Annotated in this window: 29 protein-coding genes and 1 pseudogene; 3 read left to right on the top strand and 27 right to left on the bottom strand. The window is 70.6% G+C overall.

Translation table 11 applies throughout. The features are described from left to right. Positions 1 to 121: 121 nt before the first annotated feature. Positions 122 to 688 (top strand): hypothetical protein, encoded by a 567-nt coding sequence (locus tag BX285_RS09005; RefSeq protein WP_121177367.1) that lies wholly within the window; start codon positions 122 to 124, stop codon positions 686 to 688. A gap of 47 nt (positions 689 to 735) precedes the next feature. On the opposite strand, the gene BX285_RS09000 is transcribed toward BX285_RS09005, so the two are convergent. The 5 genes and pseudogenes from BX285_RS09000 to BX285_RS08980 form a co-directional block, all read right to left on the bottom strand. After that, positions 736 to 930 (bottom strand): hypothetical protein, encoded by a 195-nt coding sequence (locus BX285_RS09000; RefSeq protein ID WP_097237506.1) that lies wholly within the window; start codon positions 928 to 930, stop codon positions 736 to 738. A gap of 121 nt (positions 931 to 1,051) precedes the next feature. Beyond that, positions 1,052 to 1,548: pseudogene (gene tsaE, locus BX285_RS08995) on the bottom strand (tRNA (adenosine(37)-N6)-threonylcarbamoyltransferase complex ATPase subunit type 1 TsaE). Between the two features lie 140 nt (positions 1,549 to 1,688). Beyond that, entirely contained in the window at positions 1,689 to 2,951 is a 1,263-nt protein-coding gene (locus BX285_RS08990; protein WP_121174851.1) for an alpha/beta fold hydrolase, read from the bottom strand. Then, positions 2,948 to 4,147 carry an alanine racemase gene (gene alr / locus BX285_RS08985; RefSeq protein ID WP_121174850.1) on the bottom strand — a complete coding sequence of 400 codons (1,200 nt, stop codon included), beginning with the start codon at positions 4,145 to 4,147 and terminating at the stop codon, positions 2,948 to 2,950. The genes BX285_RS08990 and alr overlap by 4 nt, the downstream gene beginning before the upstream one ends. A gap of 336 nt (positions 4,148 to 4,483) precedes the next feature. Next, the gene (locus BX285_RS08980; RefSeq protein ID WP_183107033.1) at positions 4,484 to 5,947 is read right to left on the bottom strand and encodes an NAD(P)H-hydrate dehydratase; all 1,464 of its coding nucleotides are present in this window, start codon (positions 5,945 to 5,947) and stop codon (positions 4,484 to 4,486) included. A 171-nt stretch (positions 5,948 to 6,118) separates the two neighbouring features. Here BX285_RS08980 and BX285_RS08975 point away from each other — a divergent pair, with 171 nt between their 5' ends. Then, positions 6,119 to 6,676, top strand: coding sequence for a Uma2 family endonuclease (locus BX285_RS08975; protein WP_306458873.1), 558 nt, complete (start codon positions 6,119 to 6,121; stop codon positions 6,674 to 6,676). A 33-nt stretch (positions 6,677 to 6,709) separates the two neighbouring features. Here BX285_RS08975 and glmS read toward each other — a convergent pair whose 3' ends face one another. Then, positions 6,710 to 8,566, bottom strand: a complete 1,857-nt coding sequence (gene glmS / locus BX285_RS08970; protein ID WP_097240181.1) for a glutamine--fructose-6-phosphate transaminase (isomerizing) — start codon at positions 8,564 to 8,566, stop codon at positions 6,710 to 6,712. A 99-nt stretch (positions 8,567 to 8,665) separates the two neighbouring features. Between glmS and coaA the strand changes: the two genes are divergently transcribed. Further along, positions 8,666 to 9,661, top strand: a complete 996-nt coding sequence (coaA, locus tag BX285_RS08965) for a type I pantothenate kinase (RefSeq protein ID WP_097237501.1) — start codon at positions 8,666 to 8,668, stop codon at positions 9,659 to 9,661. A gap of 85 nt (positions 9,662 to 9,746) precedes the next feature. On the opposite strand, the gene glmM is transcribed toward coaA, so the two are convergent. From glmM to rpsH, 21 genes are all read right to left on the bottom strand, one after another. Next, positions 9,747 to 11,111, bottom strand: coding sequence for a phosphoglucosamine mutase (gene glmM, locus BX285_RS08960; RefSeq protein WP_121174848.1), 1,365 nt, complete (start codon positions 11,109 to 11,111; stop codon positions 9,747 to 9,749). A 164-nt stretch (positions 11,112 to 11,275) separates the two neighbouring features. Beyond that, entirely contained in the window at positions 11,276 to 11,779 is a 504-nt protein-coding gene (rpsI, locus tag BX285_RS08955; protein WP_097237499.1) for a 30S ribosomal protein S9, read from the bottom strand. Between the two features lie 45 nt (positions 11,780 to 11,824). After that, entirely contained in the window at positions 11,825 to 12,268 is a 444-nt protein-coding gene (rplM, locus tag BX285_RS08950) for a 50S ribosomal protein L13 (protein ID WP_030055846.1), read from the bottom strand. Positions 12,269 to 12,500: 232 nt separating this feature from the next. Next, entirely contained in the window at positions 12,501 to 14,159 is a 1,659-nt protein-coding gene (locus BX285_RS08945; protein ID WP_121174847.1) for an ABC-F family ATP-binding cassette domain-containing protein, read from the bottom strand. Positions 14,160 to 14,275: 116 nt separating this feature from the next. Next, positions 14,276 to 15,193: a tRNA pseudouridine(38-40) synthase TruA gene (gene truA, locus BX285_RS08940; protein WP_257032626.1), complete on the bottom strand. Its 918-nt coding sequence runs from the start codon at positions 15,191 to 15,193 to the stop codon at positions 14,276 to 14,278. A gap of 90 nt (positions 15,194 to 15,283) precedes the next feature. Then, positions 15,284 to 15,763 (bottom strand): 50S ribosomal protein L17, encoded by a 480-nt coding sequence (rplQ, locus tag BX285_RS08935; protein WP_097237496.1) that lies wholly within the window; start codon positions 15,761 to 15,763, stop codon positions 15,284 to 15,286. A gap of 126 nt (positions 15,764 to 15,889) precedes the next feature. Further along, a complete protein-coding gene (locus BX285_RS08930; RefSeq protein ID WP_030055844.1) occupies positions 15,890 to 16,912 on the bottom strand; it encodes a DNA-directed RNA polymerase subunit alpha in 1,023 nt (340 codons plus the stop codon). Between the two features lie 147 nt (positions 16,913 to 17,059). After that, on the bottom strand, positions 17,060 to 17,467 hold the full coding sequence (gene rpsK, locus BX285_RS08925; protein ID WP_014136257.1) for a 30S ribosomal protein S11: 408 nt from the start codon (positions 17,465 to 17,467) through the stop codon (positions 17,060 to 17,062). A 72-nt stretch (positions 17,468 to 17,539) separates the two neighbouring features. Next, complete coding sequence (gene rpsM / locus BX285_RS08920; protein WP_097237495.1) at positions 17,540 to 17,920, bottom strand: 30S ribosomal protein S13; 381 nt, start codon at positions 17,918 to 17,920, stop codon at positions 17,540 to 17,542. A 171-nt stretch (positions 17,921 to 18,091) separates the two neighbouring features. Next, positions 18,092 to 18,205 (bottom strand): 50S ribosomal protein L36, encoded by a 114-nt coding sequence (gene rpmJ / locus BX285_RS08915; protein WP_003956441.1) that lies wholly within the window; start codon positions 18,203 to 18,205, stop codon positions 18,092 to 18,094. 33 nt (positions 18,206 to 18,238) lie between these two features. Then, positions 18,239 to 18,460, bottom strand: a complete 222-nt coding sequence (infA, locus tag BX285_RS08910; RefSeq protein WP_003956442.1) for a translation initiation factor IF-1 — start codon at positions 18,458 to 18,460, stop codon at positions 18,239 to 18,241. 181 nt (positions 18,461 to 18,641) lie between these two features. Beyond that, positions 18,642 to 19,067: a large conductance mechanosensitive channel protein MscL gene (mscL, locus tag BX285_RS08905; RefSeq protein ID WP_097237494.1), complete on the bottom strand. Its 426-nt coding sequence runs from the start codon at positions 19,065 to 19,067 to the stop codon at positions 18,642 to 18,644. A 110-nt stretch (positions 19,068 to 19,177) separates the two neighbouring features. Next, positions 19,178 to 20,017: a type I methionyl aminopeptidase gene (map, locus tag BX285_RS08900; protein ID WP_097237493.1), complete on the bottom strand. Its 840-nt coding sequence runs from the start codon at positions 20,015 to 20,017 to the stop codon at positions 19,178 to 19,180. A 116-nt stretch (positions 20,018 to 20,133) separates the two neighbouring features. Continuing rightward, positions 20,134 to 20,787, bottom strand: a complete 654-nt coding sequence (locus BX285_RS08895; RefSeq protein ID WP_097237492.1) for an adenylate kinase — start codon at positions 20,785 to 20,787, stop codon at positions 20,134 to 20,136. Then, the gene (gene secY / locus BX285_RS08890; protein ID WP_030055837.1) at positions 20,787 to 22,097 is read right to left on the bottom strand and encodes a preprotein translocase subunit SecY; all 1,311 of its coding nucleotides are present in this window, start codon (positions 22,095 to 22,097) and stop codon (positions 20,787 to 20,789) included. Before secY ends, BX285_RS08895 begins: the two co-directional genes overlap by 1 nt. A gap of 308 nt (positions 22,098 to 22,405) precedes the next feature. Continuing rightward, entirely contained in the window at positions 22,406 to 22,858 is a 453-nt protein-coding gene (gene rplO / locus BX285_RS08885) for a 50S ribosomal protein L15 (protein WP_255752515.1), read from the bottom strand. Positions 22,859 to 22,860: 2 nt separating this feature from the next. Next, positions 22,861 to 23,043 (bottom strand): 50S ribosomal protein L30, encoded by a 183-nt coding sequence (gene rpmD / locus BX285_RS08880; protein WP_030055835.1) that lies wholly within the window; start codon positions 23,041 to 23,043, stop codon positions 22,861 to 22,863. Further along, complete coding sequence (gene rpsE / locus BX285_RS08875) at positions 23,043 to 23,666, bottom strand: 30S ribosomal protein S5 (RefSeq protein WP_030055834.1); 624 nt, start codon at positions 23,664 to 23,666, stop codon at positions 23,043 to 23,045. The genes rpmD and rpsE overlap by 1 nt, the downstream gene beginning before the upstream one ends. A gap of 48 nt (positions 23,667 to 23,714) precedes the next feature. Further along, the gene (gene rplR, locus BX285_RS08870) at positions 23,715 to 24,098 is read right to left on the bottom strand and encodes a 50S ribosomal protein L18 (RefSeq protein ID WP_030280785.1); all 384 of its coding nucleotides are present in this window, start codon (positions 24,096 to 24,098) and stop codon (positions 23,715 to 23,717) included. A 3-nt stretch (positions 24,099 to 24,101) separates the two neighbouring features. Next, the gene (rplF, locus tag BX285_RS08865) at positions 24,102 to 24,641 is read right to left on the bottom strand and encodes a 50S ribosomal protein L6 (protein ID WP_097237490.1); all 540 of its coding nucleotides are present in this window, start codon (positions 24,639 to 24,641) and stop codon (positions 24,102 to 24,104) included. Between the two features lie 22 nt (positions 24,642 to 24,663). Next, positions 24,664 to 25,071 (bottom strand): 30S ribosomal protein S8, encoded by a 408-nt coding sequence (rpsH, locus tag BX285_RS08860; protein WP_030055831.1) that lies wholly within the window; start codon positions 25,069 to 25,071, stop codon positions 24,664 to 24,666. Positions 25,072 to 25,081: the final 10 nt, after the last annotated feature.

The following is a 25,081-nucleotide window of genomic DNA, read 5'->3' as shown; positions in this document are numbered from 1 at the left end:
GCCGATCGGCAGGGCGTACCACCCGGGAACACACATCCGAGGCACTGCGAGCCGGACGGACGGACCTGGCACGATAGGCCGGTACGAAAAGGGACGGCGGCGGGAGCAGCACGTGGCGAAGATGGGTCCTGGAGTTGTGGTCACGGGGCTGACCCTGGGGGCCCTGGCGGTGGTGAGCCTGCTGGCCTTCCAGGCCAACGGCGCCCAGGACCGGGCGGGCGGTGCCAAGCCCACCGTCACCACCACGGCGACCGGCACGGCCACCGCCGCGGCGCCGAGCGCCACGCCGACCCCGGTCGCGCCGCCGCTGCCGGCCACCTCGGGCACCGGCACCCGGGTCGTCTACTCGATCGGCAGCCACTACGTCTGGCTGGTCGACCCGAAGAAGAGCCCGCAGGTCGCGGCCGCGTTCCAGGTCGTCCCGGGCTCGGTCGAGCCCACCCCGGGCAGCTACGCCGTGTACAGCCGCACCCCGACCGGCACCGGCGCGGACGGCCGCCAGATCGAGCACGTGGTGCGCTTCGCCCAGCAGAACGGCGTGGTGTTCGGCTTCGGCGCGGCCGTGGACGGCGCGATGCCGACCGCCGACCCGAAGGCCAAGACCGGCGGCATCCGCAGCGGCCGCGCCGAGGGCCAGCTGCTCTGGGACTTCGCGCCGAAGGACACCAAGGTGGTCGTGGTCGCCTGAGCCACGTCCTGGGGCCCGGGGCTCGGGGCTTCGGCTTTCGGGGCGGCTCAGGCGGCCCGGGGCGTCTCCGTCCCGGGCTCCTCGGCCTGCCCGGGCTTCGGCTCGGGCGGGGTGGACACCGCCTCGGCGGCCGCGCAGGCGGCCAGCAGCGCCCGCATCGGCTCCCCCGCAGCGCGGGGGGCGGACTCTCCGGCCCCGGCGTCGCGAACGGCGCGCTCCGGGGCGGGGGTGGTGCTCGACATGGCGCCTCCCTAGTTAGGCAGACCTAACCGCAGCACCCATCCCACCACGCGCGGCAGCCCGCCCGCAACATCTTGCCGACAGCCTGTCGGGAAGTCGAGACGCCCCGTGGGCCGACAGGCCCTACGCCAGCTCCGCCAGCTCCACGCCCGCCCAGCGCGGGCCGATGCCGGTCAGCAGCACCCGGCGCGGGTCGTGGTCGTCCCCGGCGGCGGTGTCGCCCAGGGCGCGCTCGATCCGGACCTCCAGCCGGTCCTCGGACAGCCGCTCGACCTTGCCCTCGCCCCACTCGACGACGATCACCGACTCCGGCAGCGAGACGTCCAGGTCGAGGTCCTCCATCTCGTCCAGGTCCCCGCCCAGCCGGTACGCGTCCACGTGCACCAGCGACGGGCCGCCGACCAGCGAGGGATGCACCCGGGCGATCACGAAGGTCGGCGAGGTCACCGCCCCGCGGACCTGCAGCCCCTCCCCAGGCCCCGGGTCAGCGTGGTCTTCCCCGCCCCCAGCTCGCCGGAGAGCAGCACCAGGTCCCCCGGCCGCAGCAGAGCGGCCAGCTCCCGGCCGAGCCGGCCCATCCGCTCCGGGGTGGGGACGGTGAGAGTGGCGTGCGAGCCCATGCGCGTGTCTTGCCCTTCGGTCCGTACCGGCGCGCCGACCACCGGCCGCCACCGCTACCGTGCCACATCGCCGCCCCCGGATGCGCCGGGCGGCAACTCCTCGCGAGAACCTGCGAGAACCGGGCGCGCGTCAGGGGGCGTCAGACGGGCTCGGGGGCCGCGTCGGCGGCCTGCTCCCGGGCCAGGTCGAGGACGGCCGCGGGCAGCGGCGCAGCCCCGGCGACCTCGGCGGCCCGGCACAGCAGCCGCGCCAGCTCGCGGTCGACCAGCTCCGGCCGCTCCAGCATCACCAGGTGCCCGGCGCCCTCGGCCAGGACCAGCTCCGCCCCCGGCAGCCGCTCGGCCATCGCCTCGCTGTGCGCCGAAGGCGTCAGCAGGTCCTTCGTCCCGGCCAGCACCAGGGCCGGCAGACCGCGCAGGGCGGCCAGCGCCTCGTACTTCTCGTGCACGCCGAACACCGGGTAGAACTCGGCCACCACGTCGATCGGGGTGCCGTCCAGCAGCTGCTCGGCGAAGCGCACCACACCGGGGTCGACCTCCCGGCTCCCGAAGGAGAACCTGCGGTAGAAGACCGAGGTCACGTCCGAGCCCAGCCGCCTGGTCGCCTCCACCAGGTCCACCTGGCGGCCCAGCAGCTTCACCACCCCGGGCGCGACCTTCTTGAACAGCTTCGCGCCGGCCTTCGGCAGGCCGAGGTTCACGTCGTTCCAGCCGCCCGCGAGCGTGCCGACCAGGGCGACCCCGGCGACCCTCTCCCGGAACAGCTCCGGGTGCTGGTCGGCCAGCGCCATCACCGTCATGCCGCCCATCGAATGGCCCACCAGCACCAGCGGCCCGGTCGGCGCCACGGCGTCGATCACCGCCTTGAGGTCACCGCCCAGCTGGTCGATGCCGGCCGGCTCGCCCGCCAGGTACGAACGGGAGCGCTCGGAACGGCCGTGGCTGCGCTGGTCCCAGAAGACCAGCCGCATGCCCTCGCGCAGCGCGGCCCGCTGGAAGTGCCAGCTGTCCTGGCTGAGGCAGTAGCCGTGGCAGAAAACGACGGTCAACGGCTCGGGGCTGCTACTCGCCCACTCGCCTCCGGGGCGGGTACTGCTGCCGTCCGGCGCATCCCAGCCGGTGCCGTCCAGTTCGACGTACAGCTCCGTGCCGTCCGGTGCGGCCACCGTCCTCGGGAGCCCGCGCAGCGAGCCGTACGGGGCGCCGGCGTCCAGCTCGGCCCGGGCCCGGCGGCGCATCGCCCGGCCGACCGTCAGCCGTTCGATCGCCACCCCGGCGGCCGCCCCGGCCGCCAGCACGCCGACCGAGATTCCGATCACACCCGCCCGGCTCACCCCGGAGGCGGCGCCGGCCGCCTTGGCCACCGCCGCGACCGCGCCGTCCCCGACCGGTGCCTCCGTCATGCCGACGCACCCTCGAAGTGGCTGCCGCCCAGGTAACGGCGGGGCACCCGGGCACCGATCCGGGTGACGATCTCGTACGAGATGGTGCCGCAGGCGCGGGCCCAGTCCTCGGCGGTCGGCTCGCCGCGCTCGCCGTTGCCGAACAGCAGCGCCTCGTCGCCGATCCCGGGGGTGTCGCCGCCCAGGTCCACCACGAACTGGTCCATCGCCACCCGGCCGGCCACCGTGCGCCACTTGCCGCCGATCTGCACCGGGCCGGTGCCGCTGCCGTGCCGGGGGATGCCGTCGCCGTAGCCGACCGGGACCAGGCCCAGCGTGGTCGGGCCAGGCGTCGTGTAGTGGTGGCCGTAGCTGACCCCGTGCCCGCCGGGGACCTCCTTGACCAGCGCCAGCCGCGCGGTCAGCGACATCACCGGGCGCAGCCCGAAGTCGGCCGGCGAGCCCACCTCGGGCACGGGCGACAGCCCGTACGCGGCGAGGCCGGTGCGGACCAGGTCGAAGTGTGACTGGGGCAGCAGCAGGGTGGCCGGCGAGTTCGCCAGGTGCCGCAGTTCGGGGCGCAGCCCGGCGGCCTCGGCCGTGGCCAGGGCGGCGTGGAAGGAGTCCAGCTGGGCCTGGATCGACGGGTGGCCGGGCTCGTCGGCGGCCGCGAAGTGCGACCAGACGCCGACCACCGTGAGCAGGCCCTCGGCCTCGGCGCGGCGGGCGGCGGCGACCAGCTGCGGCCAGTCGTGCGGCTGGCAGCCGTTGCGGCCGAGGCCGGTGTCCACCTTGAGGTGCACGCGTGCCGGGATGCCGGTCTCGCGGACGGCCGGCAGCAGCTCGTCCAGCGCCCACTGCCCGCTGACCGAGATGTCCAGGTCCGCGCGCAGCGCCTCGCGCCACGGCCCGCCGGGTGTCCACAGCCAGCACAGGATGCGGGCCTGCTCCGGGCGGATGCCCCCGGCCCGCAGCGCCAGCGCCTCGTCGGGCGTCGCGCAGCCGAACCAGCCGACCCCGTTGGCGACCGCCTCCCGGGCGCACTCGACCGCCCCGTGGCCATAGGCGTCCGCCTTGACCGCGAGCATCACCGCCGTGCTGCCGACGCGCTCGCGCAGCGCGGCGAGGTTGCCGCGCAGGGCGCCGAGATCGATGGTCGCCTCGGCCCGTACGCCGTCGGTCAGGGGGGCTGTGCCGGTCGTGTTCGCAGTTGTCATCAGGGTCAGTCTCCCAGACGTCCCGGAGTCCTCGCCGAACGGCCCATCGGCGCGGCGGCCGATGCCCGGGCCCCATCGCCCACGCCGACCTGCGACGACCGTTCACCCCCCGCTACAGGGACGCCCGATCGGACTCCCCGGTTCCGCGTGCCAGGGCGTGTCAGACACGCCTTAGGGCCTGTCCGGCGGATCTTGTCGGATCAGCGCGCGGCGTCGGGCGCCCGTCTGGGCGTGCGCCCGAATCGCCCTCGTACTGGGTGTACTTGGACGATTCGGGCGTGCGTCCAGGCGGGATGATCCGGCGTCGTGCGCCCGGCAAGATCCGCCGGACAGGCCCTAGCCCCTCCGCACCGCCCGCCAGACCGCCGGCAGCGCCGCCGCCACCCCCAGCGCCGTCGTCGGCGCGCCCGGGTCGCCCGCCGCCGTGCGGCCCGCCAGCCCGTGCAGGTACGCGGCCACCGACGCGGCGTCCAGCGGCGGCAGACCCGCCGCCAGCAGGGAACCGGCCAGGCCGGCCAGCACGTCGCCGCTGCCGGCGGTGGCCAGCCAGGAGGTGCCGGTGGGGTTGACCCGGACGGCGCCGCCGGGGTCGGCGATCACCGTGGTGGAGCCCTTCAGCAGCACGGTCGCCCGGTAGGCGGCCGCCAGTCGGCGGGCGGTGGCGAGCCGGGTGGCGGCCAGGTCGTCGGCGGCCGGGGGCGCGGTGCCCTCGGCGCCGGCGAGCAGCCGGGCGGCCTCGCCGGTGTGCGGGGTGAGCAGGGTGGGCGCGGTGCGGCCGGCCAGCGCGTCCGGGCCGAGCCGGCCCAGCTCGGTCAGCCCGTCCGCGTCCACCAGTACCGGGACGTCGCCCGCCAGCGCCTCGGTCAGCGCCTGCCGCGCCCCCTCGCCGCCGCCCGGCCCGACCACCCAGGCCTGCACCCGCCCGGCCCCGGCCGGCCCGCCCTCGGTGACCAGCGTCTCCGGGAAGCGCCGCACCACCTCGTCGGCCGCCGTGCCCACGTACCGGACGGCGCCCGCGCCGCCCCGCAGCGCCCCGGCGACGGCCAGCAGCGCCGCCCCCGGGTAGGTCGCCGAGCCGGCCGCCACCCCGACCACGCCGCGCCGGTACTTGTCGCTCTCCGCGCCGGGCAGCGGCAGCAGCGCCGCCGCGTCCGCGTGCTGCAGTGCCGTCACCTCCGCCTCAGGCAGCTCCAGCCCGATCCCGACCAGCTGCACCGCGCCCGCGTACGAGGCGCCCGGGTCGACCAGCAGCCCGGGCTTGTACGTGCCGAAGCAGACCGTGACGTCCGCGCGCAGCGCCTCCCCCGGCACCTCGCCGGTGTCGGCGTCCACCCCGCTGGGCAGGTCCACCGCCACCACCACCCCGCGCCGCTCGGCCCGCGCGTACGGCACGGCCTCGGGCCGCAGCCCGCCCCGCCCGCCGATGCCGACGATCCCGTCCAGCACCAGGTCCGCGCGCGAGAAGTCGGCCAGGCCGACTTCCTGCTCCGCCGTCACCCGCCCGCCGACGGCCCGCAGCGCGGCCAGCCCACCCGGGTGCGCCTTCTCCGGCACCAGCAGCACCGCCGTCACCCGCGCCCCGCGCCGGGCCAGCGCGGCCCCGGCGTACAGCGCGTCACCCCCGTTGTCCCCACTGCCCGCCAGCACCACCACCCGGCTGCCGTACACCCGCCCCAGCAACCGGGCACACGTGGCGGCCAGCCCGGCGGCCGCCCGCTGCATCAACGTGCCCTCCGGCAGCCGCGCCATCAGCACGGCCTCGGCAGCCCGGACGGTTTCCACAGGGTGTGCATGACGCATGGCGGGACTCCTCCGACCGTCGACGTACGGACGACGCTAGCCCGCGTCACCGCCCCGCGGCAGCCGCCCCTGCGGCACACTTTCGAGTGACACCCACGTCGATCCCCCGCCGGTGTCGGTCCGTACGCCTACCGTGTGGCTCGGCACGGACCCACAGGAGGGAGAAGGGCCATGGTCGCCATGCCGGCAGTCGAGCACCCGCTGGGCGAGGACGGTCTCCTCCAGACGTTCCTGGAGCTGGACACCCCGCTGGGAAGCAAGGCCGAGTTCATCGAAGGGGAGATCGTCGTGACACCGCCACCGGACGGCCACCACGAGGGTGCGGTCTCGAAGCTCGCCAAGCAGTTCTTCCGAAACGCCGCGATCGATCTGGACATCGCCGGTGTCAAGGGCCTGATCACTCCCAAGGGACGGTTCATCCCTGATGGCACGGTCGTCCCGGCCGACCACTTCGACCATCTGGATTCCTGGGCCCCCGCGGGAGGCGTCCTACTCGTCTTCGAGGTCACGTCGATCAACCCGCACAAGGACCGCGAGCCCAAGCGCAAGGGCTACGCCGCCGCAGGAATCCCCTGCTACCTGCTGATCGACCGCAGCGACGGCATGGTCACCCTGTTCACCGAACCCGACGGCGAGGACTACATCACCCAGACCAAGGTCGAGTTCGGCAAGACGATCGACCTGCCTGCCCCCTTCTCCTTCACGCTCGACACGGCGCCCCTGCGGTAGGGCACAGCCACCGCAGGGGCGCCGTAGGAGCCGCTACTCGACGGTGACCGACTTCGCCAGGTTGCGCGGCTGGTCGACCTCGTGGCCCTTGGCCGTGGCCAGCTCGCAGGCGAAGACCTGCAGCGGGACGGTGGAGACCAGCGGCTGGAGCAGGGTCGGGGTGACCGGGATGCGGATCAGGTGGTCCGCGTACGGGACGACGGCCTCGTCGCCCTCCTCGGCGATCACGATCGTGCGGGCACCGCGGGCCCGGATCTCCTGGATGTTGGAGACGATCTTGTCGTGCAGGATCGACCGCCCGCGCGGCGAGGGCACGACCACCACGACCGGCAGCCCCTCCTCGATCAGCGCGATCGGGCCGTGCTTGAGCTCGCCCGCCGCGAAGCCCTCGGCGTGCATGTACGCCAGCTCCTTGAGCTTGAGCGCACCCTCCAGGGCCACCGGGAAGCCGACGTGGCGGCCGAGGAAGAGCACCGAGCGGGCGTCGGCCAGCGAGCGGGCCAGCTCGCGCACCGGCTCCATGGTCTCCAGGACCTGCTCGACCTGCTTCGGCGCGTCGCCGAGCTCCTTGATGATCGTGAAGATCTCGTCGCCCCACTTGGTGCCGCGCACCTGGCCCAGGTAGAGGGCGACCAGGTAGCAGGCGACCAGCTGGGTCAGGAACGCCTTGGTGGACGCGACCGCGACCTCGGGACCGGCGTGCGTGTACAGCACGGCGTCCGACTCGCGCGGGATGGTGGAGCCGTTGGTGTTGCAGATCGCCAGCACCTTGGCGCCCTGCTCGCGGGCGTGCCGCAGGGCCATCAGGGTGTCCATGGTCTCGCCGGACTGCGAGATGGCGATGACCAGGGTGCCCGGGCCCATGATCGGGTCGCGGTAGCGGAACTCGGAGGCGACCTCGACCTCGCAGGGGATGCGGGTCCAGTGCTCGATCGCGTACTTGGCGATCATGCCGGCGTGGAAGGCGGTGCCGCAGGCGACGATGACGACCTTGTCGACGGAGCGCAGGTCGGCGTCGGAGATCCGCAGCTCGTCCAGGGTGAGCCGGCCGTCGGTGCCGATCCGGCCGAGCAGGGTGTCGGCGACGGCCTTCGGCTGCTCGGCGATCTCCTTGAGCATGAAGTAGTCGTAGCCGCCCTTCTCGGCGGCGGAGGCGTCCCAGTCGACGTGGTACTCGCGCACGTCGGCCGCGGTGCCGTCGAAGTTGGTGACGGTCACGCCCTCGCGGCGCAGCTCCACGACCTGGTCCTGGCCCAGCTCGATCGCCTCGCGGGTGTGCGCGATGAAGGCGGCGACGTCCGAGGCGAGGAAGTTCTCGCCCTCGCCGCGGCCGACGACCAGCGGAGAGTTGCGGCGGGCACCGACGACGACGTCCGGCGCGTCGGCGTGCACGGCCACCAGGGTGAAGGCACCCTCCAGCTGACGGCAGACCACCCGCATCGCCTCGGCGAGGTCGCCCTGGTAGGCCTCGCCCAGCAGGTGGGCGACGACCTCGGTGTCGGTCTCGGACCGCAGGGTGTGGCCGCGCTCGGCGATCTCGGCGCGCAGCTGGGCGAAGTTCTCGATGATGCCGTTGTGCACCACCGCGACCCGCTGCTCGTCGTCCAGGTGGGGGTGGGCGTTGGCGTCCGTCGGGCCGCCGTGGGTGGCCCAGCGGGTGTGGCCGATGCCGGTGGTGCCGCCGGGCAGAGGGGTCTCGGCGAGCGACTTCTGGAGGTTGGCGAGCTTCCCGGCCCGCTTGTCGGTGGACAGGCTCCACTGCCCGTCGGAGTCCTGGACCTGCACCGCGACACCGGCCGAGTCGTAACCCCGGTACTCCAGGCGCTGCAGGCCTGCAATTACTACGTCGAGGGCGGACTGCGCGCCCACGTATCCAACAATTCCGCACATGCGTGCCAGCATAAGGGCGGTTCTGTGGCCCTTTTCCCGCTCTGCGCGAACGCTGCGTGACCGACACCACAACCACCGTGAACGCCGCGACGGCTCACAATGGAGCATGTGCTGACCGAACTCTGTACGCGGGGCGCCACCGCGCCCGGCCCGTCCCCGTCCCCCTACGTGGACCTCAGCCGGGCCGAATGGAGCGCGCTGCGCGAGCGTACGCCGCTGCCGCTGACCGCGGAGGAGGTGGAGCGCCTGCGCGGCCTCGGCACCGCCCTCGACCTGGACGAGGTCCGCGACGTCTACCTACCGCTGTCGCGACTGCTGAACCTCTACATCCACGCCACCCACGAACTGCGCGGCACGCTCGGCACCTTCCTGGACACCCCGGACACCGAGCGCACCCGCACCCCGTTCATCATCGGCGTGGCCGGCTCCGTGGCCGTCGGCAAGTCCACCACCGCCCGGCTCCTGCAGGCCCTGCTCGCCCGCTGGCCCGAGCACCCCCGGGTGGAACTGGTCACCACCGACGGCTTCCTGCTCCCCAACGCGGAGCTGCGCCGCCGCGGCCTGATGGCCCGCAAGGGGTTCCCCGAGTCGTACGACCGCCGGGCGCTGATGCGTTTCGTCGCGGACGTGAAGGCGGGCAAGGAGCGGGTCAGCGCGCCGGTCTACTCGCACCTGGTGTACGACATCGTGCAGGACGAGCGGCTGACCGTGGAGCGCCCGGACATCCTGATCGTCGAGGGCCTGAACGTGCTCCAGCCGGCCCTGCCCGGCACCGACGGCCGCACCCGCCTCGCCGTCGCCGACTACTTCGACTTCTCGATCTACGTCGACGCCCGGACCGACGACATCGAGCACTGGTACCTGGACCGCTTCCGCAAGCTGCGGCAGACCGCCTTCCAGGACCCGAACTCCTACTTCCGCCGCTTCACCGAGGTGCCCGAGGAGGAGGCGATGGAGTACGGCCGGCAGGTCTGGCGCACCATCAACAAGCCCAACCTGCTGGAGAACGTCCTGCCGACCCGCGGCCGGGCCACCCTGATCCTGCAGAAGGGCGCGGACCACAAGGTCCGCCGGGCGCTGCTGCGCAAGCTCTGAGGCACACCGAAGGCCCCCGCCCGAACTCAAGGTTCCGGCGGGGGCCTTCGGCACGTACGGGCTCAGCCCAGGTGCACGGACCGGCTCAGCCCAGGTGGGTGCGCACGGCCTCGGCCAGCCGCTGCGCGACCGCCTCGGCCTGGGCCGCGTCGGCGGCCTCGACCATCACCCGGACCAGCGGCTCGGTGCCCGACGGGCGCAGCAGCACCCGGCCGGTGGAGCCCAGCTCGGCCTCGGCGCCGGCGACCGCGGCGGCCAGCTCGGTGCTGGTCCTCACCCGGCTCTTGTCGACGCCCTTGACGTTGATCAGCACCTGCGGCAGCCGGGACATCACGGCGGCGAGGTCGGCGAGCGCCTGCTTGGTGGCGGCCAGCCGGGCGCCCAGCATCAGGCCGGTCAGGGTGCCGTCGCCGGTGGTGGCGTGGTCCAGCAGGATGACGTGGCCGGACTGCTCGCCGCCCAGCGCGAAGCCGTGCTCCTTCATGGCTTCCAGCACGTAGCGGTCACCGACGGCGGTCTCGACCAGGTCGATCCCCTCGCGCTCCATCGCCAGCTTGAAGCCGAGGTTGGACATCACGGTGGCCACCGCGGTGTTGCCGCGCAGGGTGCCGGCCTCCTTCATGGCGACCGCGAGGATGGCGATGATCTGGTCGCCGTCCACCTCGTTGCCGTCGGCGTCGGCGGCCAGGCAGCGGTCGGCGTCGCCGTCCAGGGCGATGCCGAAGTCGGCCTTGTGCTCCTTCATCGCGGTGCGCAGCCGGTCCAGGTGGGTGGAGCCGACGCCGTCGTTGATGTTGAGGCCGGTGGGCTCGGCCCCCAGGGTGTGGACGACCTCGGCGCCGGCCCGGGCGAAGGCCTCGGGGGCGACGTAGGCGGCCGCGCCGTGGGCGCCGTCGATGACGACCTTGACGCCGTCCAGGCGGTTGGGCAGCACGCCGATCAGGTGGGCGACGTACTTGTCGAAGCCCTCGGTGTACTCGCGGACGCGACCGACGGCGGCACCGGTCGGACGGTTCCAGTCCTCCTCGCCGAGCGTGTGCTTGCGGTAGTGGGCCTCGATCGCGTCCTCGATCCGGTCGTCCAGCTTGTGGCCGCCGCGGGCGAGGAACTTGATGCCGTTGTCCGGCATGGCGTTGTGGCTGGCGGACAGCATCACGCCGAAGTCGGCGCCGAGCGCGCCGGTGAGGTACGCCACGGCGGGGGTGGGCAGGACGCCGACCCGGAGCACGTCGACACCGGCGCTGGCCAGACCGGCGATGACGGCGGCCTCCAGGAACTCGCCCGAGGCACGCGGGTCACGGCCGACCACCGCGACCGGCCGGTGGCCGTCGAAGGCGCCGGCCTCGCCGAGCACGTGCGCCGCAGCGACCGACAGCCCGAGCGCGAGCTCCGCCGTCAGGCCCTGGTTGGCCACCCCGCGTACGCCGTCCGTACCGAAGAGTCGTCCCACTGTCCCGTCCTCCATCACCACTGCTCGGAACCCACCGATGATCCCGGCCGCCGCACAGTAGCCGGGGAACACGTCGCCCCGGAGTACACGGGGTACTCCGGGGCGACGGTTTCGCGCATCCAGGGGGTGCGCCGCCAGGGCGGACCGCACCCCCGGGGACGCGATTAGCGCTTGCTGTACTGCGGCGCCTTGCGGGCCTTCTTGAGACCGGCCTTCTTGCGCTCGACGGCGCGGGCGTCACGGGTCAGGAAGCCGGCCTTCTTCAGCGCGCCGCGGTTGTTGTCCACGTCGGCCTCGTTCAGGGCACGGGCCACGCCGAGGCGCAGCGCGTAGGCCTGGCCGGAGACGCCGCCACCGGTGATGCGGGCGATGACGTCGTAACGGCCGTCCAGCTCCAGGAGCTTGAAGGGCTCGTTCACGGTCTGCTGGTGCACCTTGTTGGGGAAGTAGCCCTCAAGGGTGCGACCGTTGATCTTCCACACGCCCGTGCCGGGGACGATGCGCACGCGGGCGATCGCCTCCTTGCGACGGCCGAGGCCGGCGCCGGGGACGGCCTCGCCGAAGCGGCCGGCCAGGGACTCGGAGGTGTAGCTCTCCTCGGAGGTGTACTCGCCCTCGACGACGTTCTCGTCGAAGTCGACCTCAAGGGTTTCAGTGGTCTCGGCCACGGTGTTCCTCAGCTCTTTTCAGTGTTGGGGGGCTTGGTGGCCGAATTACTGCGCGACCTGGGTGATCTCGAACGGCACCGGCTGCTGGGCAGCGTGCGGGTGCTGGTCGCCCGAGTAGACCTTCAGCTTCGAGAGCATCTGACGGCCCAGGCTGTTCTTGGGGATCATGCCCTTGATGGCCTTCTCGACGGCCTTCTCCGGGTTGTTCGCCAGCAGGTCGTCGTAGCGCACCGACCGCAGACCGCCCGGGAAGCCCGAGTGGCGGTAGGCCAGCTTCTGGGTCTTCTTGTTACCGGACAGGTGCACCTTGTCGGCGTTGATGATGATGACGAAGTCACCAGTGTCAACGTGCGGCGCGTAGATCGCCTTGTGCTTGCCCCGGAGGAGGTTGGCGGCCTGGGAGGCCAGGCGGCCGAGCACGACGTCGGTCGCGTCGATGACGTGCCACTGACGCTGGACGTCGCCGGGCTTGGGGCTGTACGTACGCACGGTCGTAGCCTTCGCTTTTCAGTGAGTGAGTCCTGACAGGAGCACCCGGACGGAAGAGCAGCCTGATCACCCTTGGACGCAATTCAAGGGGGACCGCTGGTCGTCGACCTGATGTCTCCGGCGTACCGACCTCTCACGTGAGATAGAGCGAGCCAATACGCACATCAAGCGTCCAGGTTACCGGCCCGGCCCGAAGGGGTCAAAAATCGCCGTGGACCCCCCGGGCCGTCACTCAGCGTTCGCGGTCCACCCGGGTGACGTCCCACACCGGCTCCGCCGACTCGTACACCCGGCCGTCGGCACCGAACACCAGGAAGCGGTCGAAGGTCCTGGCGAACCAGCGGTCGTGGGTGACGCACAGCACGGTGCCCTCGAAGGCCTCCAGCCCGGCCTGCAGCGCCTCGGCGCTCTCCAGGTCCAGGTTGTCGGTCGGCTCGTCGAGCAACAGGGCCGTCACACCGGAGAGTTCGAGCTTGAGGATCATCAGCCGGGCCTGCTGCCCGCCGGACAGCGACTCGAACTTCTGCTCCTCCTGGCGGTCCAGCTCGTACCGGCGCAGTGCGCCCATCGCGGCGCCGCGGCTGAGCGCGTGCTCCTCCTCGACGATCGAGCGGACGGTACGGCCGAACAGCTCGGGGTGCGCGTGGGTCTGCCGGAAGTGGCCGGGGACGACCCTGGCGCCGAGCTTCCAGTTCCCGGTGTGCGCCACGGTCTCGTCGCCGGCCAGCAGCCGCAGCAGATGCGACTTTCCGGCGCCGTTGGCGCCCAGCACCGCGACCCGCTCGCCGTAGAAGACCTCCAGGTCGAAGGGCTGCATCAGGCCGGTGAGCTCCAGCTGCTCCAGGGTGAAGGAGCGCACGCCGGTGCGCCCGCCCTTGAGCCGCATGGTGATGTTCTGCTCGCGCGGGGGCTCCTCCGGGCGGCCGGCCTCCTCGAACTTCTTCAGCCGGGTCTGGGCGGCGGCGTAGCGGGTGGCGAGCGCGTGGCTGACGGAGGCGGCCTGGCGCAGCGTGACGACCAGCTTCTTGAGCTTGGCGTGCTCCTCGTCCCAGCGCCGGCCCAGCTCCTCGAAGCGGGCGAAGCGGTCCTTGCGGGCCTCGTGGAAGGAGTCGAAGCCGCCGCCGTGCACCCAGACGCTGCTGCCGGCCGCGCCGGACTCGACCGAGATGATCTTGTCGGCGGTCTTCGAGAGCAGTTCGCGGTCGTGCGAGATGTACAGCACGGTCTTCGAGGTGGCCTTGATGGCCTCCTCCAGCCAGCGCTTCGCCGGGACGTCCAGGTAGTTGTCCGGCTCGTCCAGCAGCAGCACCTCCTCGGGGCCGCGCAGCAGCGCCTCCAGCACGAGCCGCTTCTGCTCGCCGCCGGAGAGCGTGTTCAGGCCGCGCCACTGGGCCTTGTCGAAGGGCATGCCGAGGGCCGCCATGGTGCAGACATCCCAGTCGGTCTCGTAGTCGTAGCCGCCGACGTCGGCCCAGTCGGAGAGCGCCTGGGCGTACGCCATCTGCGTCTTCTCGTCGTCCTGGGCGATCATCGCCAGCTCGGCGGCGTCCACCGCGCGGGCCGCCGTGGCGATCCGCGCGGGGGCGACGGAGACGAGCAGGTCCCGTACGGAGGCGTCGGCGGGCAGCGCGCCCGGCGTCTCCCGCTGGTCCTCGCGGCCGGTGGTGCCGACGAACTGGCGCATCACACCGAGACCGCCGCTGATCGTCACCGAGCCGCCGTGCGGCTGGATGTCCCCCGCGATCATCCGCAGCAGGGTGGTCTTGCCGGCGCCGTTCGCGCCGACCAGGGCGACGGCAGCGCCCTCGCCGACCCGGAAGGACGCGTCGTCGAACAGCACCCGCCCGTCCGGCAGGTAGTACTCAAGGTGCGAAATCTCGACGTGTCCCATGCGGACGATTGTCCCAAGCGGACGCGCCCGGCCAAAACGGATTACCCGACGACCGCCCTGCGCGAGGAAACACGCGGCGGGATGCGCGGCGAAACAGGCGGTGGAACGAGCGGCGCCTACACGCCGGCGACGGGCGGCTGCCCCGGCAGGGTGCGCATCCGCCGCGCCTGGCGGTTGCGCTCGGCCAGCTGGTCGTCCGGCGGGTAGCCGACCTCCTCCAGCGTGAGCCCGTACGGCCGGATCACGTTGACCGCGGAGTTGCGCACTCCGCCGGCCAACACCTCGCCGGGGAACTCCACCGGCCGGTGCCCGTCGCCGACCAGCAGCATCGCGCCGACCAGCGCTCGGACCATGTTGTGGCAGAAGGCGTCGGCCCGGACGGTGGCGACCGCGAGCGAGCCCTCCTGGGCGGCGTAGGAGTCCACCGGGACGCGGTCCCAGTGCAGCTCCAGCAGGGTGCGGATGGTGGTGGCGCCCTCACGCTTCTTGCAGTACGCGGCGAAGTCGTGCTCGCCGAGCAGCAGCTTCGCGGCGGCGTTCATCCGGTCGACGTCCAGCGGGCGGTCGTGCCAGAGCACGTGGCCGCGCAGCAGCGGGTCCACCCCGCCCGGGTGGTCGGCGACCCGGTAGGCGTACCGGCGCCAGATCGCCGAGAAGCGGGCGTCGAACCCGGCCGGCGCCTCGCCGACCCGGTAGATCCGGACGTCCCCGGGCAGCCGGCCGGCCAGTCGGCGCAGCAGCTTCTCCCGGTGCGCCTCCCACAGCTCGGCCGGCAGGTCGACGTGCGCGACCTGTCCGCGGGCGTGCACCCCGGCGTCGGTGCGGCCGGCCACGGTCAGCGGGAACAGCTCCGGACTGCGGGTGACGACCTGCAGCGCGGTCTCGATCTCCTCCTGGACCGTCCGGCGGCCGCCCTTCTGGCGGGCCCAGCCGGAGAACTCGGCGCCCTGGTAGGCGAGGTCGAGCCGGACCCGGACGTACCCGTCGGCCGGGCCGTCCTTCACCGGCGGCTGCTCGGCGCAATCGTTGACCACTGCTTCTCTTCTCCCGGGGGTCCTCGAAGACAAGGAACGGGCCCGCTCCCCCATCGCTGGGAGAGCGGGCCCGCGGAACACCTAGAGGTGTCAGGCCTGCTCGGCGGCCTCGGCCTCGTCGGCCTTGGTCTCGACAGCAGCGGCCTCGTCGGCCTCCTTGACGGCACGCTTGGTGGCGGCCTCGGCCTCGCCGACGGCGGTCTGCGCGACGGTCAGCGCCTCGACCAGCTCGATCACGGCCATCGGGGCGTTGTCGCCACGACGGGGACCGATCTTGGTGATGCGGGTGTAGCCACCCGGGCGGTTCTCGTAGCGCGGCGCGATCTCGGTGAAGAGGGTGTGCAGCACCGACACGTCGGTGATGGTCTTGCGCACCAGGCGACGGTTGTGGATGTCGCCCTTCTTCGCCTTGGTGATCAGCTTCTCCGCCAGCGGGCGCATCCGACGGGCCTTGGCCTCGGTCGTGGTGATGCGGCCGTACTGGAACAGCTCCCGGCACAGACCGGCGAGCAGCAGCGGCTCGTGGTGCGGGCCGCCGCCGAGGCGGGCACCCTTGGTGGGACGCGGCATGGATTACTCCTCGAATCTCCGACTACGGCCGTATCAGGTACCGCAGCGGGCGTACGGGCACTGTGCCCGCACGACTTTCACGACAGCGGAGGCGGTTCCGGAGAACCGCCCCCGCGGTCAAGTCTCTCAGTACTGCTCGGTCTCGGCGTAACCCGCGTCGTCCAGGTCGTCGGCGCCGAAGGCGTCGGCGGCCGCGGTCGGGTCGAACCCGGGCGGGCTGTCCTTGAGGGCCAGGCCCATGCCGGCCAGCTTCGCCTTGACCTCGTCGATCGACTTCGCACCGAAGTTGCGGATGTCGAGCAGGTCGGCCTCGGAGCGGGCGACGAGCTCACCCACGGTGTGGATGCCCTCGCGCTTGAGGCAGTTGTAGGAGCGGACCGTGAGCTCCAGCTCCTCGATCGGCAGCGCCAGGTCGGCGGCCAGGGCGGCGTCCGTCGGGGACGGGCCCATGTCGATGCCCTCGGCGTCGATGTTCAGCTCGCGGGCGAGGCCGAACAGCTCCACCAGGGTCTTGCCGGCCGAGGCCATGGCGTCGCGCGGACGCATGGCGGGCTTGGTCTCGACGTCGACGATCAGCTTGTCGAAGTCGGTCCGCTGCTCGACACGGGTGGCCTCGACCTTGTAGGTGACCTTCAGCACGGGGCTGTAGATCGAGTCGACCGGGATGCGGCCGATCTCCTGGCCGGAGGCCTTGTTCTGGACGGCGGAGACGTAGCCGCGACCGCGCTCGACGGTCAGCTCCATCTCCAGCTTGCCCTTGCCGTTCAGGGTGGCGAGGACCAGCTCGGGGTTGTGCACCTCGACACCCGCCGGCGGGGCGATGTCGGCGGCGGTGACGACACCCGGGCCCTGCTTGCGCAGGTACATCACGACCGGCTCGTCGTGCTCCGAGGAGACGACCAGCTGCTTGATGTTGAGGATGAGGTCGGTCACGTCCTCCTTGACGCCCGGCACGGTGGTGAACTCGTGCAGGACGCCGTCGATGCGGATGCTGGTGACAGCGGCACCCGGGATCGAGGACAGGAGCGTGCGGCGCAGGGAGTTGCCGAGGGTGTAGCCGAAGCCCGGCTCCAGCGGCTCGATCACGAACCGCGAGCGGAACTCGTCGACGACCTCTTCGGTCAGCGAGGGACGCTGAGCGATAAGCATGGGGGTGTTCCTCCAGTTGTCTTCGGCACCCACTATTTGATGCCGACAGGACCAAGCGTACGGGGTCCCGCAAACAGTGACTGAATCAACTGCGCAGGACCCCGTACGTGGTTTAAAGCAGAACCCAGCGTGCCCGAAGGCGCTGCGTCAGACGCGGCGGCGCTTCGGCGGACGGCAGCCGTTGTGCGGGGTGGGGGTGACGTCCTGGATCGAGCCGACCTCCAGGCCGGTGGCCTGGAGCGAACGGATCGCGGTCTCGCGGCCGGAGCCCGGACCCTTCACGAAGACGTCGACCTTGCGCATGCCGTGCTCCTGCGCGCGACGGGCAGCGGCCTCGGCGGCCATCTGTGCGGCGAACGGGGTGGACTTGCGCGAGCCCTTGAAGCCGACGTGGCCGGCGGAGGCCCAGGAGATCACGTTGCCCGAGGGGTCGGTGATCGAAACGATGGTGTTGTTGAACGTGCTCTTGATGTGCGCGTGGCCGTGAGCGACGTTCTTCTTTTCCTTGCGGCGGATCTTCTTCGCGCCGGCAGCCTGACGACCCTTGGGGGGCATAAGTCTGTTCTCCTACTGAGGTGGTCGGTCCGCTGACCCGCGGGCCGGAGGGATGTCCGGTTACGGGACGGACTACTTCTTGCCCGGCTTCTTCTTGCCGGCGATCGCGCGACGCGGGCCCTTGCGGGTACGCGCGTTGGTGTGGGTGCGCTGGCCGCGGACCGGCAGGCCACGGCGGTGACGCAGACCCTCGTAGCAGCCGATCTCGACCTTGCGGCGGATGTCGGCGGCCACCTCACGGCGGAGGTCACCCTCGACCGTGTAGTTGGCGTCGATGTACTGGCTCAGCTTGACCAGGTCTTCCTCGGAGATGTCGCGAACGCGGACATCCGGGTTGACGCCGGTCTCGGCGAGGGTCTGCTGGGCGCGGGTACGGCCGATGCCGTACACGTAGGTGAGGGCGATCTCGATCCGCTTCTCACGGGGGAGATCAACGCCGGCGAGGCGTGCCATTCAAGGCTCCTGTGTTTCTTCAGAGGTCTTGCGTGCTACCTACTCCGACACCTCACGGTGAGGGAGCCCCGGCCTCTGACCGGGGGCGGCAGTCCGTCCGGGACGGATCGGGTAGCCCGCTCATGACGTTTTCGCGTCGCGCGAAGTACTACGAGAAATGCTGGGGAGAGATCAGCCCTGGCGCTGCTTGTGGCGCAGGTTGTCGCAGATCACCATGACCCGGCCGTGACGGCGGATCACCTTGCACTTGTCGCAGATCTTCTTGACGCTCGGCTTGACCTTCATGTTTCAGGTTCTCCGGGTCTAGATCTGACGTTCTTACTTGTAGCGGTAGACGATCCGGCCGCGCGTGAGGTCGTAGGGGCTGAGCTCCACGACAACCCGGTCGTCCGGCAGGATGCGGATGTAGTGCATGCGCATCTTGCCACTGATGTGCGCGAGGACCTTGTGACCGTTCTGCAGCTCGACCTTGAACATCGCGTTCGGAAGAGACTCGATCACGGTGCCCTCGATCTCAATGGCGCCTTGCTTCTTAGCCATGAACTGCGAGATCCACCTTCCGGGACCGGCTACCGTATGCGGAACGCTCGTGCGAACCTGGGTTCACCCCGTCCACAGAGGGAAGAGGGCGTGCTGAAGCACGCTACGAGTGAGCCGACGGTCCATCCTACGCCAGCGCGAGGGATGCGCCAAAACCGGGGTTGGGTCGGGTCGGAACGGGTCAGCGCGGGGACATGACCCGGAGCGGCTCGACGTGCGAGGTGCAGGCCGAGCAGCGGCGCGCCTCCTCCGGGATCTCGGTCAGGCACTCGGGGCAGGGGCGCTTCGGGGCCTTCGGCTTCTTGGGCAGGTACCGCGCGGTGGCCTTGGTCACCGGCAGGACGACGCAGAAGTAGAGCACCGCGGCCGTCATCACGAAGGCGATCAGCACGTTGAGGAACTGCCCGTACGGGAACGTGACACCCGCCACCGTCGCCTTGTACGAGCTGAAGTCGCCGGCCGCGCCGACCACCACGCCGACGAGCGGGGTGAGGAAGGCGGACACGAAGCCCGTCACCACGCCGGTGAAGGCGGCGCCGATCACCACACCGACCGCCATGTCGACGACGTTGCCGCGCATCATGAAGTCGCGGAATCCCTTGAGCACGTGCTGTCTCCTGCTCGCTCGTAAGCCGTTGCGGACCACTGCCAGCCGATAAAAATAGGACAAAAGCCCTGGAGGTCCAAACCTCCAGGGCTTCTGACGCGGCGTCAGGACTACGCGAGCGGGTCCGGAGCTGCGGTGATGCCCAGCTTCGCCAGTTCGGCCTTGCCGCCGTCGAAGGCGGTCAGCACCAGCGGGCCCTGCTCGGTGACGGCCACCGAGTGCTCCCAGTGCGAGGCCCAGGTGCCGTCGTTGGTGACGACCGTCCAGTCGTCCTCCAGCACGGTGGTGTGCGGGGTGCCCAGCGAGACCATCGGCTCGATCGCCAGCACGGTGCCGGGGACGAGCTTCGGCCCCTTGCCGCGGCCGCGCTCCACGTAGTTCAGCACGTGCGGCTCCATGTGCATCGCGGTGCCGATGCCGTGGCCGCCGTAGCCCTCGGTGATGCCCCACTTGCCCTTCGGGGGCAGCGGCTGGCGCCGGATGAAGCCCTCGATCGCCTTGGAGACGTCGACCAGGCGGTTGTTCTTCTTCATCTGGGCGATGCCGGCCCACATCGAGCCCTCGGTCACCCGGCTCAGCATCTCGACCTCGGGGCGGACCTCGCCGACCGCCACGGTGATCGCCGCGTCGCCGTGCCAGCCGTCCAGGATGGCGCCGCAGTCGATCGAGATGATGTCGCCCTCCTGCAGCACCCGGTCGCCCGGGATGCCGTGCACGACCTCGTTGTTCACCGAGGCGCAGATCACACCCGGGAACCACAGGCCGCCGTGGTGGGCGCGGAAGTTCGAGGTGGCGCCGTGCTCGGTGATGACCTTGTCCGCGACGTCGTTGAGCTCCTGGGTGGTCACCCCCGGAGCGACCGCCTCGCGGCAGGCCTTGAGGGCTTCGGCGACGACCAGCCCGGCCGCTCGCATCTTCGCGATCTGCTCGGGGGTCTTGATCTCCACCATCTGGTCACGCCTTCCAAGTCCGGATTACCACTGCCTACCACCGTACGACGCCGAAACGGCCGGGCCACCCGCTGGGCGGGCGACCCGGCCGTACCGTCGTACGTTCGCCGAGAGACTCAGCTGTCCTGCTTCAGCGCCTCGATCGCGCGGGAGGTGACCTCTTCCACCTTGCCGAGGGCCGGGATGGTCACCAGGAGCCCCTGCTCCTTGTAGTAGCCGATGATCGGCTCGGTCTCCGTGTGGTAGACCTCCAGGCGGGTGCGCACCGCGTCCTCGGTGTCGTCCGAGCGCTGGTAGAGCTCTCCGCCGCACTCGTCGCAGACGCCCTCGACCTTCGGCGGGTTGTACGCGACGTGGAACACGTGGCTGCCGTTGTTGCGGCACAGGCGACGGCCCGCGATCCGCTTCACGACCTCGTCCTCGGGGACCTCCAGGTCCAGGACGCCGTCCAGCTTGATGCCCTGCTCGGCGAGGAAGACGTCCAGCGCCTCGGCCTGGCCGAGGTTGCGCGGGAAGCCGTCGAGCAGGAAGCCGTCGGCGGCGTCCTCCTGGAGCATGCGGTCCTTGGCCATCCCGATGGTGACCTCGTCCGGCACCAGCCGGCCCGCGTCCATGTAGCCCTTGGCCTCGAGCCCCAGCGGGGTGCCCTGGCCGATGTTGGCACGGAAGAGGTCGCCGGTGGAGATGTGGGGGATGGACAGGGTCTTGGCGAGCAGGTGCGCCTGTGTACCCTTCCCGGCCCCGGGAGGTCCGACGAGGACGATACGCATCAGCGGAGGAACCCTTCGTAATTGCGCTGCTGGAGCTGGCTCTCGATCTGCTTCACAGTTTCGAGTCCGACGCCGACGACGATGAGGACGCTGGTGCCGCCGAACGGGAAGTTGGTCTGCTGTCCGAAGGCGACCAGGGCGATCATCGGGATCAACGCGATCAGGCCCAGGTAAAGCGAACCCGGCCACGTGATCCGGGTCAGCACGTAGTTCAGGTACTCGGCCGTCGGGCGGCCGGCCCGGATGCCCGGGATGAAGCCACCATACTTCTTCATATTGTCGGCAACTTCTTCGGGGTTGAAGGAGATGGCCACGTAGAAGAAGGCGAAGAAGACGATCAGCAGGAAGTAGGTGGCCATGTAGATCGGGTGGTCACCCTTGACGAAGTTCGTCCGGATCCAGGTGGCCCAGCCCGCCTGGCTGTTGGTCAGCTGGACCACCAGGGCCGGGATGTACAGCAGCGACGAAGCGAAGATGACCGGGATGACACCGGCCTGGTTCACCTTGAGCGGGATGTAGGTCGAGGTGCCGCCGAACGCCCGGCGGCCGATCATCCGCTTCGCGTACTGGACCGGGATCCGGCGCTGGGCCTGCTCCACGAAGATGACCAGCATCACGACGATGACGCCGACCGCGACCACGGAAAGGAACTCGACCCAGCCGCCGCCGATGGTGCCGGAGGTCTTGATCGCCCACATCGAGGACGGGAACTGCGCCGCGATCGAGGTGAAGATCAGCAGCGACATGCCGTTGCCGATGCCGCGGTCGGTGATGAGCTCACCCAGCCACATGATGACCGTCGTGCCGGCGGTCATCGTGAGGACCATGACGGCGATCCGGAACACGCTGGTGTCCGGGACGATCTGGTTGGCCAGCGGGCAGCCGGAGAACAGCGCACCGCTGGAGGCCGTCGCCACGATGCCGGTGCCCTGGAGCACGGCGAGCGCGATGGTCAGGTAACGGGTGTACTGGGTGATCTTGGCCTGGCCGGCCTGCCCCTCCTTCTTCAGCATCTCCAGTCGCGGGATCACGACGGTGAGGAGCTGGAGGATGATGCTCGCCGTGATGTACGGCATGATGCCGAGGGCGAAGATCGTCAGCTGGAGAAGCGCGCCGCCGCTGAACAGGTTGACGAGCCCGAAGAGGCCACTGTTCTTGGTCTCCTTCACGCACTCGTTCACGGCCGTGAAGCTCACGCCCGGCATCGGAATGTGCGAGCCCAGGCGGAACAGCACCATGATGCCCAGCGTGAACAGCAGCTTCTTGCGCAGGTCGGGCGTCTGGAACGCCCGCGCGAACGCACTGAGCACGGTGCCTCCTGCGCCTCCCGCGCGTCGTCGGCGGGAGGGTCGGTCCTGAATGGGGAGTTTGCGGTTCGGGCTCCCGTACAGACGGCACAGGCGAGCCTACGCGCAGCCTACAAGGGAACTCCACGGACTCTAACAGTGCGCAGCCACTCGGAAGAAGCGCGCACCGTCCCTCCCCCACTCACGGGGTACGGGATGCCCGGGTTTGCCACACAAAAGAACGAGGGCCCCGCCGCGGGAAAAGGACGGGAAAAGGCGTGAGCCCCGCACCTCCCGAAGGAGGTGCGGGGCTCACGGCTGAATCAGCGGGCTCAGACGAGCTCGGTGACCGTACCGCCGGCGGCGGTGATCTTCTCGGCGGCGGAGCCGGAGACGGCGTCGACCGTCACCTGCAGCGCGACCGAGATCTCGCCGGTGCCGAGCACCTTGACGAGGGAGTTCTTGCGAACCGCGCCCTTCGCGACCAGGTCCTCGACCGTGACCTCGCCACCCTGCGGGTAGAGCTCGGCCAGCTTGTCGAGGTTGACGACCTGGAACGTGATCTTGAACGGGTTCTTGAAGCCCTTCAGCTTCGGCAGGCGCATGTGGAGCGGCATCTGGCCACCCTCGAAGCGCTGCGGAACCTGGTAGCGGGCCTTGGTGCCCTTGGTACCACGACCGGCGGTCTTACCCTTGGAACCCTCACCACGACCCACACGGATCTTGTCGGTCTTGGCACCCGGGGCGGGACGCAGGTTGTGGATCTTGATCGGGTTGTCGCCCATGATCAGTCCACCTCCTCAACCGTCACCAGGTGACGGACCGTGTGGGCCATCCCGCGGATCTCGGGACGGTCCTCCTTCACCACGACGTCGTGCATGCGCTTGAGACCAAGCGAACGCAGGGTGTCACGGTGGTTCTGCTTGCTGCCGATGTACGACTTGGTCTGCGTGATCTTCAGGCGAGCCATCAGGCGCTCACCCCAGCAGCACGCGCCCGCAGCAGAGCGGCGGGGGCCACGTCCTCCAGCGGCAGACCACGACGGGCGGCGATCTCCTCGGGGCGCACGAGGCCCTTCAGAGCAGCCACGGTGGCGTGCACGATGTTGATCGCGTTGTCCGAGCCGAGCGACTTCGACAGGATGTCGTGAATGCCGGCGCACTCCAGGACGGCGCGCACCGGACCACCGGCGATAACACCGGTACCGGGGGCGGCGGGCTTCAGCAGCACGACGCCGGCGGCCTTCTCACCCTGGATCGGGTGCGGGATGGTGCCCTGGATACGGGGAACCTTGAAGAAGTTCTTCTTGGCCTCCTCAACACCCTTGGCGATGGCGGCCGGAACCTCCTTCGCCTTCCCGTAACCGACACCCACGGTGCCGTCACCGTCGCCCACCACGACCAGCGCGGTGAAGCTGAAACGACGACCACCCTTGACAACCTTGGCGACACGGTTGATCGCGACGACGCGCTCGACGTAAGCGGTCTTCTCGACGGCGGGGGCGTTGCCCCGGTCGTCACGCTTACGGTCGCGCCGCTCGCCACCGCCGGTGCCACCGCCGGCGCCGCTACCGCGGCGCTGGGGTCCAGCCATTGGAATTACCTCTCTCGTTTACGTCCGTCGACAGAGTCGACGAGCGGCTTAGAAGTCGAGCCCGGCCTCGCGAGCCGCGTCCGCCAGGGCGGCGATGCGGCCGGCGTACCGGTTGCCCGCGCGGTCGAAGACGACCGACTCGATGCCGGCGGCCTTGGCGCGCTCGGCGACCAGGCTCCCGACCTTCTTGGCCAGCTCGGTCTTGTCGCCCTCGGCGCCCTTGATGGACACGTCGAGGGTGGACGCCGACGCCAGGGTGTGACCCTTGGCGTCGTCGATGACCTGGGCGACCATGTGACGGTTCGAGCGCGTCACGACGAGGCGCGGACGCACCTCGGTGCCGACGACGCGCTTGCGAACGCGGATCGCGCGGCGCTTGCGAGCGGCGCTCTTGTAGGCGTTGCCCTTGCCGATCTTGACAGAGACGCTCATCGCTTACTTACCACTCTTTCCGACCTTGCGGCGGATGACCTCGCCCGCGTACTTGACGCCCTTGGCCTTGTACGGGTCGGGCTTGCGCAGCTTGCGGATCTTCGCGGCGACCTCGCCGACCTTCTGCTTGTCGATGCCGTCCACGTGGAACTTGGTGGCCGACTCGACGACGAAGGAGATGCCCTCGGGCGCCTCGACGAGGATCGGGTGGCTGTAGCCCAGCTGGAACTCCATGTCGGAGCCCTTCGCCAGAACTCGGTAGCCGACACCGCTGATCTCCAGCGACTTGCGGTAGCCCGCGGTCACGCCGGTGATCATGTTCGCCACCAGCGTGCGGGAAAGACCGTGCAGGGCCTTCGACAGACGCTCGTCGTTGGGGCGGGTGACGAGCAGCGTGCCGTCCTCGCCCTTACCGATCTCGATCGGCGCGGCGACGACGTGGGTGAGGGTGCCCTTCGGGCCCTTCACCGAGACCGCCTGGCCATCGATGGTGACGTCCACGCCAGCGGGGACCTGGATGGGCAGCCGTCCAATGCGCGACATTGCTGTACCTCCGTTTCCCGAATTACCAGACGTAGGCGAGAACTTCTCCGCCTACGCCCTTCTTGGCGGCCTGCTTGTCGGTGAGGAGACCCGAGGACGTGGAGATGATCGCCACGCCCAGGCCGCCGAGCACCTTCGGCAGGTTGGTGGACTTTGCGTAAACGCGCAGACCCGGCTTGCTGATGCGCTTGATGCCGGCGATGGAGCGCTCACGGTTGGGGCCGAACTTCAGCTCGATGGTCAGCTTCTTGCCAACCTCGCCCTCAACGGGCTCCTCAACCTTGTAGGAGGAGATGTACCCCTCCTGCTGCAGGATCTCGGCGACGTGCGCCTTGATCTTGCTAGCCGGCATCGCCACGGAGTCGTGGTACGCCGAGTTCGCGTTACGCAGACGCGTGAGCATGTCTGCGATGGGGTCGGTCATGGTCATGATGGCCTCA

It is taken from the genome of Streptomyces sp. 1114.5 (assembly GCF_003635085.1).
Taxonomy (GTDB): Bacteria; Actinomycetota; Actinomycetes; order Streptomycetales; family Streptomycetaceae; genus Kitasatospora.
Note: the sequence above shows the minus strand (reverse complement) of the source record. Positions and strands in the feature narration are given on the sequence as shown.